Origin of the sequence: Rhizobium sp. NZLR8, assembly GCF_019685025.1 — a bacterium.
GTDB lineage: Bacteria > Pseudomonadota > Alphaproteobacteria > Rhizobiales > Rhizobiaceae > Rhizobium.
Map to the genome: position 1 here is coordinate 526,265 of NZ_JABDVY010000004.1, position 12,074 is coordinate 538,338.

The 12,074-nt window shown below is 62.2% G+C and carries 13 protein-coding genes; 5 read left to right on the forward strand and 8 right to left on the reverse strand.

The window, feature by feature from the left end; genetic code table 11:
• Nucleotides 1–2: 2 nt before the first annotated feature.
• Together HJB89_RS13015 and HJB89_RS13020 are read right to left on the reverse strand one after the other, a co-directional pair.
• Nucleotides 3–803: an ABC-2 family transporter protein gene (locus HJB89_RS13015; RefSeq protein WP_221116788.1), complete on the reverse strand. Its 801-nt coding sequence runs from the start codon at nt 801–803 to the stop codon at nt 3–5.
• Between the two features lie 137 nt (nt 804–940).
• Nucleotides 941–1,939, reverse strand: coding sequence for an ATP-binding cassette domain-containing protein (locus HJB89_RS13020; RefSeq protein WP_221149994.1), 999 nt, complete (start codon nt 1,937–1,939; stop codon nt 941–943).
• 203 nt (nt 1,940–2,142) lie between these two features.
• Here HJB89_RS13020 and HJB89_RS13025 point away from each other — a divergent pair, with 203 nt between their 5' ends.
• Nucleotides 2,143–2,676 (forward strand): NADPH-dependent FMN reductase, encoded by a 534-nt coding sequence (locus HJB89_RS13025; protein ID WP_207580885.1) that lies wholly within the window; start codon nt 2,143–2,145, stop codon nt 2,674–2,676.
• Nucleotides 2,677–2,696: 20 nt separating this feature from the next.
• On the opposite strand, the gene HJB89_RS13030 is transcribed toward HJB89_RS13025, so the two are convergent.
• The gene (locus HJB89_RS13030; RefSeq protein ID WP_207580884.1) at nt 2,697–2,843 is read right to left on the reverse strand and encodes a hypothetical protein; all 147 of its coding nucleotides are present in this window, start codon (nt 2,841–2,843) and stop codon (nt 2,697–2,699) included.
• A gap of 139 nt (nt 2,844–2,982) precedes the next feature.
• On the opposite strand from HJB89_RS13030, the gene HJB89_RS13035 reads away from it, so the two are divergent.
• The 3 genes from HJB89_RS13035 (at nt 2,983) to HJB89_RS13045 (ending at nt 6,091) form a co-directional block, all read left to right on the forward strand.
• Entirely contained in the window at nt 2,983–3,654 is a 672-nt protein-coding gene (locus tag HJB89_RS13035; RefSeq protein ID WP_207580883.1) for a response regulator transcription factor, read from the forward strand.
• Nucleotides 3,654–5,006, forward strand: coding sequence for a HAMP domain-containing sensor histidine kinase (locus HJB89_RS13040; protein WP_221149996.1), 1,353 nt, complete (start codon nt 3,654–3,656; stop codon nt 5,004–5,006). The genes HJB89_RS13035 and HJB89_RS13040 overlap by 1 nt, the downstream gene beginning before the upstream one ends.
• Nucleotides 5,007–5,191: 185 nt before the next feature.
• Nucleotides 5,192–6,091, forward strand: coding sequence for a DUF3313 domain-containing protein (locus tag HJB89_RS13045; RefSeq protein ID WP_207580881.1), 900 nt, complete (start codon nt 5,192–5,194; stop codon nt 6,089–6,091).
• Nucleotides 6,092–6,186: 95 nt separating this feature from the next.
• On the opposite strand, the gene HJB89_RS13050 is transcribed toward HJB89_RS13045, so the two are convergent.
• The 3 genes from HJB89_RS13050 to HJB89_RS13060 all read right to left on the reverse strand — a co-directional run bounded on the left by HJB89_RS13050 (nt 6,187) and on the right by HJB89_RS13060 (nt 8,476).
• A complete protein-coding gene (locus tag HJB89_RS13050) occupies nt 6,187–6,660 on the reverse strand; it encodes a BA14K family protein (RefSeq protein WP_221149997.1) in 474 nt (157 codons plus the stop codon).
• A 210-nt stretch (nt 6,661–6,870) separates the two neighbouring features.
• The gene (locus HJB89_RS13055; RefSeq protein ID WP_207584331.1) at nt 6,871–7,086 is read right to left on the reverse strand and encodes a hypothetical protein; all 216 of its coding nucleotides are present in this window, start codon (nt 7,084–7,086) and stop codon (nt 6,871–6,873) included.
• 553 nt (nt 7,087–7,639) lie between these two features.
• A complete protein-coding gene (locus tag HJB89_RS13060) occupies nt 7,640–8,476 on the reverse strand; it encodes an alpha/beta fold hydrolase (protein ID WP_207580879.1) in 837 nt (278 codons plus the stop codon).
• 498 nt (nt 8,477–8,974) lie between these two features.
• Between HJB89_RS13060 and HJB89_RS13065 the strand changes: the two genes are divergently transcribed.
• A complete protein-coding gene (locus HJB89_RS13065; protein ID WP_221149999.1) occupies nt 8,975–9,985 on the forward strand; it encodes a S1C family serine protease in 1,011 nt (336 codons plus the stop codon).
• On the opposite strand, the gene dusA is transcribed toward HJB89_RS13065, so the two are convergent.
• Nucleotides 9,953–10,954 (reverse strand): tRNA dihydrouridine(20/20a) synthase DusA, encoded by a 1,002-nt coding sequence (dusA, locus tag HJB89_RS13070; protein WP_207580877.1) that lies wholly within the window; start codon nt 10,952–10,954, stop codon nt 9,953–9,955. The two genes, HJB89_RS13065 and dusA, sit on opposite strands and share 33 nt — an antisense overlap.
• A 183-nt stretch (nt 10,955–11,137) precedes the next feature.
• Nucleotides 11,138–11,350 carry a cold-shock protein gene (locus HJB89_RS13075; RefSeq protein ID WP_003540801.1) on the reverse strand — a complete coding sequence of 71 codons (213 nt, stop codon included), beginning with the start codon at nt 11,348–11,350 and terminating at the stop codon, nt 11,138–11,140.
• Nucleotides 11,351–12,074: the final 724 nt, after the last annotated feature.

Below are 12,074 nucleotides of genomic sequence, written 5' to 3' on the forward strand. Positions count from 1 at the left end.
GATCAGCCTCCTTGCACGGTGATGCGGCGGGAGGCTGAGCGCCACAGCCAGAGGACGCCCAAGAGGAACATTCCGGCCCAGCCGAGACCAAGGCCGAGATGAAACCAGGTGTCGGCAGCCGAAAGCCTGCCGAGATAGACGGCATTCGGATAATAGACGACCCAGGCGAAGGGCAGGTGGCGGGCAATCGTCGCCAGCGGTTCGGGGAAAAACCAGAAGGGCACCAGCAGGCCCGAGAAGAGATGCAGCAAGGCGCCGAGGATCCAGTCCAGCGAGAAACTCGTCATCAGCCAGAAGGCGACGAGCCCGAAGACCGCCGACATCAAAAATACGAGCACGAAGGACAGCGCCCAGAAGGCAATGAACATCAGGCCATCAAACAGGCTTGCCGGCGGCAGCATGCCGTAAAACAATGCGGTGAAGGCGACGGTCGGGATGACCTGCGTAGCCAGGCGATAGAAAAAGCTGCCGGATTCATTGGCGAACAGATAGAGCGGATAGGACAGCGGCTTGAGCAACCAGACAGCGATATCACCGGTCTTGAGCGACCGGCCGATCTCGCCGATGATCCTCTCAGGCCGGGTGGCGCCCATCACTGCGCCGCCGAGCAGCGCATAGGTCACCATCTGCTGCAGCGAGACGCCGTCGACCACGGTTGCACCGACGCCGGCATAAACGGCCAGCCAGATGGCGACCCGCGCGACGACCTGCACCAGTTTGCCGAAGATGTTGGCCCAGACCTCGTTGCGATAGGCAAGCTGCGCGTGGAAGGCGCTTCGGGTGAAGGCGAAATAAGCGCTCATGGTGCCCGCGCCCGGGCGTTTCGGGTGAAGGCGAGATATGCGCTCATGGTGTCCGCGCCCGGGCGTTGCGGGTGAAGGCGAGATAGGCGCTCATGGTGTCCGTGCCCGGGCACTGCGGGTGAAGGCGAAATAAGCGCTCATGATGCTCGCGCCCGGGCGTCGCGGCCCTGGTAGAAGGTGCGGATGACCTCTTCGATGTCGGGCTCGTGCAGCGCCACATCCTTGAGGTCGCGCTCGCTTCCCACCTCCGAAAGGATTTTGACCAGCGATATGTCTTCGCGCTCGATCAGATAATTCTTGCGCAGGCCCTCGTCGCTGACCAGCGACGCCGTTTTGAGCGGCAAAGGTCCCGGATCGCTGGCAAAGAGTGTCAGTCGCCGGGCCGAGCCCAATGCCCCGCGCAGGCTCCTCAATTCGCCGTCGAAGATCAGCCTCGAGTGATCGACCATGATCAGCCGCGGGCAGATGGTTTCGATGTCCTGCAGGTCATGGGTGGTGAGGATGATGGTGACGCCGCGCTCGCGGTTGATCTCCGCAAGAAAGCGCCGCACCGCATCCTTGGCGACCACGTCGAGCCCGATGGTCGGTTCGTCCAGAAAGAGGATCTTCGGATCGTGCAGCAGCGACATGACGATCTCGGCGCGCATGCGCTGGCCGAGGCTGAGCTGGCGCACCGCGCGGTCGAGAAAGGGCGTGAGGTCGAGCAGCTCGCTGAAGCGCCGGAGGTTATCGGCATAGCGGGCGGCTGATATATCGTAGATGCGCTGGTGCAAGGTGAAACTGTCGACCAGCGGCAGGTCCCACCACAGCTGACTGCGCTGGCCGAAGACAACGCCGATCTCGCGCGCATTGTCCATTCGCTTGAGATGCGGTGTGCGGCCAAGCACGGTAAGCGTGCCGGCGCTCGGTACCAGGATGCCGGTCATCATCTTGATCATGGTGGATTTGCCGGCGCCATTGGGGCCGAGATACCCCACAGCTTCGCCGGCCGCGACGTCGAAATCGATGTCGGAAACGGCCAGAACCTCTGTATATTCGCTCGTCACCAGCGTCTTTAGCGCGCCCAGAAAGCCCGGAAATCTCTTGTGCTGCCGGAAGCGTTTGCTGACGCCCCGGGCTTCGATCAAAGCCGTCATATGTATTTCCCGCCGACTCGGCAGCTGTGAGGATTGGAACCCAGGCTAACGCCGGGCTCGGCCAGTGCAAGCAAAAGTCGCTTTTGGCTGTCACTCAATCGCCCAATTCAAAGTGCTGCGGCATCCTTCGCGCATCCGAAAAGACGCGCGGCGCCGCAGCCTTTTGCGTTGACAGCGGTGATCAATCGATCGCTGTTGGGGTCATGAAGATTCTCGCAATATCCGGCAGCGCTCGGCGCGATTCCACCAATACGGCCATGCTGCGGGCCATCAGCGTCGTCGCACCAAGTGAGATCGAGATTGCGATCTTCGATGGCGTGGGATACCTGCCGGTATTCTCGCCTGATCTCGAGGGGGAATCCCTGCCGGCCGCGGTGCGGGATTTCATCGACGTGATCGCTCGGAGCGACGGGGTGATCATCGCCAGCCCGGAATATGTGCGATCCATTCCCGGCGGCCTCAAGAATGCGATCGACTGGCTGGTGTCAGGAGAGCAGATCGTCCACAGGCCCGTTGCACTGCTGCACGCATCACATCGGGGCGATGACATGCTGGCAGGTCTGCGCACGATCCTTGCGACCATCACCGACCGCTTCGCGGACGATATCTTTCTGCGGCTTCCTTTGATGAAGCTGGAACCGGCCGAGGTGTTTCGGGCTGTCGCGACGGTGGAGAACCGTTTGAGGGTGCAGGCCTATCTTCAGGCCTTCTCGGCCTATTGCAAGGCAGCCGGCTAAATCGCCTGAGGTCCGCCCGGTCATCGGATCTCCATCAGCAGGCCGCTCTCGAACGCTGTTTTTTCCTGGAGCGTGTGCAGTATCACGAGCGGGGCTGCGAGCAGCGCGGCGAGGATGAAGGCGGAGAGGAAATGCCTCTTGAGGAAACGGAGGATAGGTCGGATCATCTTGATCTCCAGATGCCGCGGATGTCCTTTGTACTGGACCTCAACAATTGCGGCAGCATGACCGGCTGCCTTGCAAGCTCCGCAATGCTGCCGCAACCCTTGTGGCGGACAGAGGGAAGGTCAAGAGAACAGGCGGGCGATGCGGATATTGTTGATAGAAGACGAGCGGGAGCTGGCCGAGGCGCTGTCGGCAGCGCTTGGCAAACATGCGATCGTCACCGACCACACGATGCACCTGGCCGATGCCGTCGAGCTGACGCGGCAGAACCTCTACGACGCGATCCTGCTCGACCGGCGCCTGCCCGATGGAGAGGGGCTGAGCTTCATTCCAGAGCTGAGGCGGACGGGGAAGGATACGCCGATCATTGTGCTGACGGCGCGCAACGAGCCGAAGGAACGGGTTGAAGGGCTGGACCTGGGCGCCGACGACTATCTTGGCAAGCCGTTCCTGGTCGAAGAGCTGATGGCGCGGCTGCGGGCCGTGCTGCGGCGGGCGCCGGGTCTTGCCGAATTGCAGATTACCGCCGGGCGGATGGTGATCGATCCGCTGCATCTCAGCGTCACTGTCGCAACGGTGCCGCTCGACCTGCCGCGACGCGAACTTCTGGTGCTGGCCGCCCTTGCAAGGAGGAAGGAGAAGACCGTGCTCCGCTCGACACTGGAGGCGGCGGTTTATAATTACGAAGAGGAAATCCAGTCGAATGCGCTCGATGCGCATATTTCGCGGCTGCGCAAGCGGCTGATCGATGCCGGCGCCGGTGTCGCGATCCATAATATCCGCGGCGTCGGCTATCTCATGAAGGAAGAATGATGGCCAAGGTGCAATACGCCAATCCGTCGCTTTGGTGGCGGCTCAGCTGGCAGCTCAGCATCGTTTTCGTCGCCGTGGTGGCGGCTGTCATCGTCGGCCTTTGCGTTTACGGGGCGATGATCCTCTCGCCGAACGTCGCCATGGAATACAGGCTGACCGCAGCGCTCGATGAGGCGCTGATCCGCGATACGCAGGGCAAGCTCGTCATCGTCGACAGCCCGCGCCTTAGCGCCTTCAAGGCCGAGAGCGACAGGCTCTGGTTCGTCGTAGCTGCGCCGGACGGGCAGACTGTTTCCTATGGCGCCGTGCCGGAGGCCTATCAGGTGCTTGGCCCCTATGTGCACCTGATCAAGGAGGCCGATATACGCGGTGCCGCCTTTACCGGCGAGAGCGCCTCGATCGACAGTGTCGAGACGGGGATCGGGCCTTTCCGGGTGATGTATGGCGGCAACCCGAGCCGGAGCGCCACCTTCCTGACCATGCTCACAGAGACCTATCCGATCTATGTGCCGCTGCTGGCGGTCGCTCTGCCGGCGGTCTTTTTTGCTGTGCCCCGGATTGTCGGGCGGGCGCTGAGGGGGATCAGCGACGTGGCGCGTGCCGCAGCGGCAATCGAGCCGCGCCGGCAGGGCGCACGCCTTCCCGTGAGCGGCATTCCCCGGGAAGTGTCGCCGCTCGTGACCGCCTTCAACAGTACGCTGGAGCGGCTGGAGAATGAATTCCGCAAACGCCAGCGCTTCCTGATCGATGCGGCGCATGAGCTGCGGACGCCGATCGCCATCATGCAGACGCGTATCGACGGCATGCCCGATGGCCGCGAGCGGCAGCGGCTGCTCGACGACGTGGCGCGGCTGGCCGAGGCGGCCGAACAGCTGCTCGATTTCGAGCGAAACGACCAGGCGGCCGATCTTGACGAAACGGTCGATCTCGTCGGCATCGCCCGCACTGTGGTTGCCGACCTCGCGCCACTGGCAATCGCGGGCGGCTACCAGATCTGCTTTCAAAGCGAGGTGGAGAGCCTTGAACGCCGCGGCAGCCCTTCCGCCTTACCGCGGGCGGTCAGCAACCTGGTGCGCAATGCCATCGACCACGGCGGCAATGGGGGCATGATCACGGTCGCGGTATCGCGCTCGGCTTCCGGCGGCGGCAGGATCAGCGTCGCCGACGAGGGGCCAGGCATTCCGGCCGAACATCGCGAACTGGTGTTCGAGCCCTTCTATCGCGTCACTCCAAGAAGCAAGGGCGCCGGTCTCGGCCTCAGCCTCGTCAAGCAGGTCGCCGCAAACCATGGCGGCGCGGTCAGCATCGAGAGCAGTGCAGCCGGGACACGAGTGATGATCGAACTCGCATAGGTAGGTCAGGCTGGCTTGAGCCGCAACCGCCCGCCGGAAGCGACCTGTAATGTTGCGGCAATTCTCGACCGCCACTTTCGCCTGAGACTAGAGCGCGGCGCGTCTTACAAGACGCGCCAAGGACGCTCTAGCGCTTTAAACCTGCGCATAATCCTTTCCGGAAATCGATTTCGATTTTCGGGGTTATGCGCTATCGGCGACGGAGGCCAGACAGCGTGCGCAGCAATCCATTTTCATTTTCTTTCCTACAGGCTCCGAGGGGCTTGTCTCTCGCCTTGCCGGTGGCGCTTGCCATGACAGCGGCAGGGTGCAGCTCGGTGCCCCTCAAGGGGGCCGGCACGCTTTCCTTCTACGGCAATCTCGGCCCGCCGAAGGGCAAGTTGTCGAAATCGCGCGTCTATGTCGATGGGACGCGCCTTAGCCCGGCAAAGACGGTGAATATCGTGCCGACAACCTTCGCTTTCAGCGCCGCGACCCGCGTCAAATCGGACGCCGACCGGGTGATGGTGGCGAACGCGCTGGACCGGGCGCTCTGCATTTCGCTCAGCGACAAATATCAGCTGGTCTCTTCAGGCCAACCGGCGGACCTGACGATCCGCTCCGTTGTCACCGACATTGTACCGACCAATAAGGCGATGGCGGGTGTTTCCACCGTTGTGACGGTTGGCACCGGTTTCGTGCTGCCCGTCGGCGTGCCGCGGCTGCCGGCCGGCCTCGGTGGACTGGCGGTCGAGGCTGAGGCCGTCGACCGCGATGGTGTGCAGCGGGCGGCGATCGTCTGGTCGCGCGGGGCAAACTCGCTGCAGAACACTCCCCGCGTTTCCGAAGTCGGCGACGCCTATGGCCTGGCGTCGAAATTCAGCAGCGAATTTTCCCGCATGCTGATCAAAGGCAAGGAACCGAAGGGATTGGATATCTCGCTGCCGTCGGGGCAGCGAATGAAATCCTGGCTCGGCGGAAAACCGAAATACGCCGCCTGCGACGCCTTTGGCCGGTCGCCCGGACTGATGGGAGCTGTGGCCGCCAAATACGGCGCGCCGCCGCAATGGACCGAGAAGAAGCCGAAACCGGCGGCGACCTACTGAGAGATACACGCTCAGTCTTGCCCCAGGCGTTGCCCGTGCGGCATCAAAAAGCCCCGCATTTTCATGCGAGGCTCGCTGTTGACGGGTGGATCGGTTTATTGGCACTCGCGGCGCGGGCCGTAGCTCGGCTGGAAGGTATTGTCGTAGGCGCGGTAAGACCGGTAGCGGCTGTAGCAATAGTCGGCATGCGAGCTGTAGGCGCGTGAAGAATAGGCGCGCGGCTGCGAGGCGATGATGCCGCCGATGAGCGCGCCGGCAGCGAGGCCGCCGATGATGGCGCCGCTATTGTCATGGTGGTGATAGTGACGATTATAGCCACGATCCCATCCATAGCGGTCGTCGCGGTAGTAGCTGCCATCGCGATAGTGGTGGCGGTTTCGGTACCACCTGTGATCATTACCGAACTGCCCAGGGCAATTGGTGAAGTTGTTGCAGCCGACGGTCATGATATGGGCGGCACTTTGAGACGCCGGTTGCGCCGGACTCGGCACGAAGGCAGGGCCTGCCGAGGCCGGCATTCCGGAGAAAGCCGTCGCTATCGACAGGGCAATGATGGCGAATCTGTTCATTTCTCTCACCTTGGGTAACGGATGTTCGAGGGGGTAACGCAGGGGAAGGGGTTTGGTTTCATTTTGGGATGAAAGGCGCGATGTATGTGCGCATCTGCTAACGCAGCGGGGTAAAATGGGACTCGGCCAACGGCGGTCGATGCGGTGGGTCGCGGCCTGCCGGAGACCGGAAAGAATGCTGCGTTCGAGCGTATAGCGGGTTGCGCGTTATCAGGTTCGCTTCCCGCCGGCCAGCAATCGAAGCTGGTTCTCGTCATGCACGCCTTGCCGGTAGAGCTCGATGATAAGTGCGCCTAGACGGGCGGCTTCCTCGCCTGATCGGTCAATCTGGAGCTCTCTACACAGCGCTTCATGGACACGCCTGCACACATCGAGATCTTCGGATGCGAGCGGTTCGTCACGCGTACTGAACAGCTTGTCTGACATCGCAATCTGCCCTCTTTCGATGCCGTGAATCGCTATCGGTGAAAAAAAGATAATTTCGTGATCCTTGCTCTGCAAGATGGGCGAACGTCCGATATTCAAAAACAATTCGGGGCGCGCACGCCCGGAAGGATACGGACGAGGGCAGTGCGCATGGGTATGAGACCGATGGTCGTGTCGGCCTGACAGGCAGCGCGAGCATGGAAATCTACCTGGTTGCGGGGTCCTTGCCGCTTTGCTGCGACAGACGCAGTTCTTTCAGCCTTTTGGTTTTCTCGCGGCGAGCCCGCTGCTCTGCTTCGATGGTTTCCTTGGCGGCTCGCTCGGTGTTTTCGAAGCGATCCTGCCGGTAAGCCTTTGATGAGGGTTCACGTTCTCTTGTCATGGCCGCTAAACGCAAATCGGCGAAAACGGTTTCATGAGAAAACGAGGGAGCCGCTCTCAAAAAATCGAGGTGGTCGGCGTCGCCCGTCTATTGCAGCCGACGGGTGCTCAAATCTGTCGTGGCGGTCAAGTCATGCCGCGGGCGCCTCACCGGCGCCCGCGGCATGACGGATCATTCCTTAATGAAAGCGAGGATGTCCGGATTGATGATGTCGGCATGGGTCGTGCACATGCCGTGCGGAAATTTCTCGTAGACCTTCAGCGTGGCGTTCTGCAGCAGCTTGGACGAGAGCAACGCAGAGTCGGCGATCGGCACGATCTGGTCGTCGTCGCCGTGCATGACGAAGGTCGGCACGGTGATGATCTTCAGGTCTTCGGTGAAGTCGGTTTCCGAGAAGGCCTTGATGCCGTCGTAGTGCGCCTTGGCGCCGCCGATCATGCCCTGGCGCCACCAATTGTTGATGACCGGTTCCGATACTTTCGCACCCGGTCGGTTGAAGCTGTAGAACGGGCCGGCCGGCAGGTCACGGTAGAACTGCGAGCGATTGGCGGCGAGCTGCCTGCGCAGGTCATCGAAGACCTCGATCGGCAGGCCGCCGGGATTGGCATCGGTTTTTACCATGATGGGCGGCACGGCGCCGATGATGACGAGCTTGGCGACGCGGCCCTGCGGCTGGCCATGGCGGGCGACGTAATGGGTCGCTTCGCCGCCGCCGGTGGAGTGGCCGATATGGACGGTATTCCTGAGATCGAGATGCTCGACGACGGCTGCGGCATCGGCGGCGTAATGATCCATGTCGTGACCGTCGCCCACCTGGGTAGAGCGGCCGTGGCCGCGCCGGTCATGGGCGACGACCCGGTAGCCCTTCTCGAGGAAGAACAGCATCTGGGCGTCCCAGTCGTCGGAGCATAGCGGCCAGCCATGATGGAACATGATCGGCTGGGCAGTCTTCGGCCCCCAATCCTTGTAGAAGATCTCGACGCCGTCCTTAGTCGTGACTGTGCTCATGTCATGGCTCCTTGGTTGATTGGATTGATGCGGTCGGAAGTTTGCGCCGTCGCCGGCGGAATTGGCAAGACTACGAGCGCCGTTGCCCCGAAGGCTTGAGCAAGAAGCTGGGGCGTGAGGTAACACCGGCGGAATGTGCTGATGTTGTTATTGAATACCCTTTTCTATTATGTTGATATGACAGAAGTTTGTATGGCCCGGTGCGATGGTCGCCGCAACAGGCTTGATGGCGTCGCGACGGCAGCTGATTTCACGGGCGAACGTCTGCAATGAGCCAGTTTTTTTCCGTTCGTTCAAGATATCTGTCCGGGTAGTTCGATATATCTGTCCGGCTAGTTATGTTCGCGTGCTCCCGCAATTTCAGGCAGCCGCCCACGCTCACTTGAACGCCGGTCGACGCCCAACCATCTAATCCTCAACAACAGTATGATGGCGAACCGTCGCAACCGAGACCGCTTTGGCCGCGGACGACCGTTACTCCCGCCTGAGGATTAAATCATGGGTTACATGGACAAGGCGATAGCGCCTCAGAATGACGGGGCGCTGATCGATGTCTATTCGCAATCGATCGCGGCAGCAGTCGACACGGTCGGGCCGGCCGTCAGCCGGATCGAGAGGGTCGGTGGCCGGCAGGGGCACGGGTCGGGCTTTGCCATCTCGCCTGATGGATTGATCATCACCAACAGCCATGTCGTCGACGACGCCAAGGTCGTTCGCATTACCACGCCCGATGGCTTCGTCACCGAGGGCCGTGTGCTCGGCCGCGATGTCGATACCGATATCGCCCTCATTCGCGCCAATACAAGCACCGGCGCCTGGGCGAAGCTCGGAGATTCCCAACGCCTGCGCCGAGGCCATATCGCCATCGCGATCGGAAATCCTCTCGGTTTCGAGTGGACTGTCACCGCCGGTATCGTCTCAGCGCTCGGCCGGTCGATGCGGGCAGCCAGCGGCCGGCTGATGGAGGATGTCATCCAGACCGATGCGGCGCTCAATCCCGGCAACTCAGGCGGACCGCTGGTGTCTTCCAGCGGGGAGGTGATCGGCGTCAACACCGCCGTCATCCAGGGCGCGCAGAGCATCGCCTTTGCCGTGGCGTCGAATACGGCCAATTTCGTTGTTTCGGAAATTCTCCGCTACGGCCAGGTGAGGCGCGCCTTCATCGGTATTTCAGGCGATACGATCGTGCTGCCGCGCCGGGTGGCACTGGCGGCGGGCACGGTGCAGACGACCTCCGTCCGCATCCGCCGCGTCGAGCCGGAAGGGCCGGCGGCAAAGGGAGGGCTGCAGGAGGGCGATTATATCCTCGCTATCGACGGCAGTCCGGTCGGCGGCGTCGATGATATCGTCCGATTGATGGATGGCAGCAGAATCGAGAGGGATACCGAGATCCTGGTGTTTTCAGTAGCAGGCCGGATCGTGAAGAAGACCCTGCTGCCGACGGCGCGGACGCCCCGACAAAGACATCACCTCACGTCAGGCGCTGACCGCCTCCTGCTCCGTCCCTGAAAAATCGACAGCCGCAAAGGCCGCCGCCAGCACCTCCGGCCCGGCGCCGCTCTTGGCTGCATCGGTCGACAGGATCTGGCGGTAGCGCCTGGCGCCGGGCAGGCCGGTGAAGAGGCCGACCATATGGCGGGCCACGTGCTGCAGCCGGCCGCCGGCCGCGATGTGGCGTTCGGCATAGGCCATCATCCGATCACGCAGCGCTTCCCAATCCGGTTCGCCCGCCGGCGCGCCGAAGAAGCGCTGGTCGATTTCGGAAAGGATCGCGGCGTTCTGGTAGGCGGCCCGGCCCAGCATGACGCCGTCGACATGTTCGAGATGGGCGGCGGCTTCATCAAGCGTGCGGATGCCGCCGTTGATGCCGATGAAGATGTCGGGCCAGCGCTGCTTCATCCGATAGACAATGTCGTAGTCGAGCGGCGGGATCTCGCGGTTCTCCTTCGGGCTCAGGCCCTTCAGCCAGGCCTTGCGGGCATGGATCCAGATTGCGTCGGCGCCGGCATCTAGAACGCGGGTGATCAGCGCCGGCAGCGCCTGTTCCGGCTCCTGCTCGTCGACGCCGATCCGGCATTTCACTGTCACCGGCACGGTCGCTGCCGCCTTCATCGCCCCGACGCATTCGGCCACCGTCTCCGGCGTCAGCATCAGGCAGGCGCCGAAGGTGCCCGACTGCACGCGGTCGGAGGGGCAGCCGACATTGAGATTGATCTCGTCGTAGCCGTAGGGTTCGGCGATCTTCACCGCCTCGGCAAGCTTGGCCGGGTCCGATCCGCCGAGTTGCAGCGCCAGCGGATGTTCCGCGGCGTCATGGCCGAGCAGCCGGTCGCGCGGACCGTGGATGATCGCATCGGCCACCACCATCTCGGTATAGAGCAGCGCCTGCCGGCTGATCTGGCGATGGAAATAGCGGCAATGCCGATCCGTCCAATCGATCATCGGGGCGACCGCAAAAATCGGGCTCTTCTGCGTCATCGACGTTCCATAATTCGTTGTTCTCTGGGTGCCGCAAGGGCCCCGCACCGCCGCGGGGGCGGGACCATCTCTTCAGCGCGCATATAACATCTGGCGGTGCGATCGACAAATGACGGTGACGCTGCAAACAGAAACGGCGCCCCTTGCGGAGCGCCGTTCATGCCGCCGAAGCGGAAGTCTGACTTACGAAGCCGAGATGTTGACGGCCTTCGGGCCCTTGCCCATGCGGTCCGGCTCGGTGTCGAAGGTAACCTGCTGGCCTTCGCGCAGCGACTGGATGCCAGAAGCCTGCAGCGCAGAGATATGGACGAAAACGTCCTTTGCGCCGCCGTCCGGCGTGATGAAACCAAAACCCTTGTCCTGGTTGAAGAATTTTACGGTGCCCTTGGTGGCCATTGGGATCGTCCTTTTCCCTTAGTCTGTGTAGTATCCGCGCCCCCGAGAGGAAGCGGACGGCTTTAGCTTTCGCCCCGATCGATGGGGACGAAGGGTCAGTCGGAGAAGTCACGTACGGGGAAAGAACGTCTACGTAGGCGGGTAGTCCCGCGCCGCCTTCCAAACGGAAGGGATTACCACATCTGTCCAGTCACCGGCATGCAAATGCCCGAGTATCAAATTGGTGGCAGCTTTTCGGGCAAAAAGCAAGTGGGATTATTTTGGCATGCCCGCATCGATGGCAGGAAATGTCTAAGATTCAGATACTTGACGGAGAGTTAGCGGTTCCTTGCATGGCTGTGCCACAGCGGGATTCCGTGCCGAAACGGGATGAGGGGCGGATTCGGTGGCCGGTGTGGATTTTGTCGTGAGTGGTTCTGGGCCGGGGGGCGGCGGTGAAAGAGTTGTGCGGCGCTTGCGCTCTCTTCTCCCCAGCGGGAGAAGGTGGCCCGAAGGGTCGGATGAGGGGGCTGCACGGCACGCCCTTCCTTGCCCTTCACTTGCGCTCAGCACATTCGCGGCTCTGCCGCTCACCCCCTCAACCGCCTGCCGGCACCTTTGTAACTTCCCTTTACCCGCTATTGGCGTAGTACTGCCTGTTGCGGTGGCGGATGGAAGACCGTTGCACCTTTGGGACACCAAGCCCGTGGGAGAGCCTGGGTCTCCGTCCGCCGTTCCATTGAAC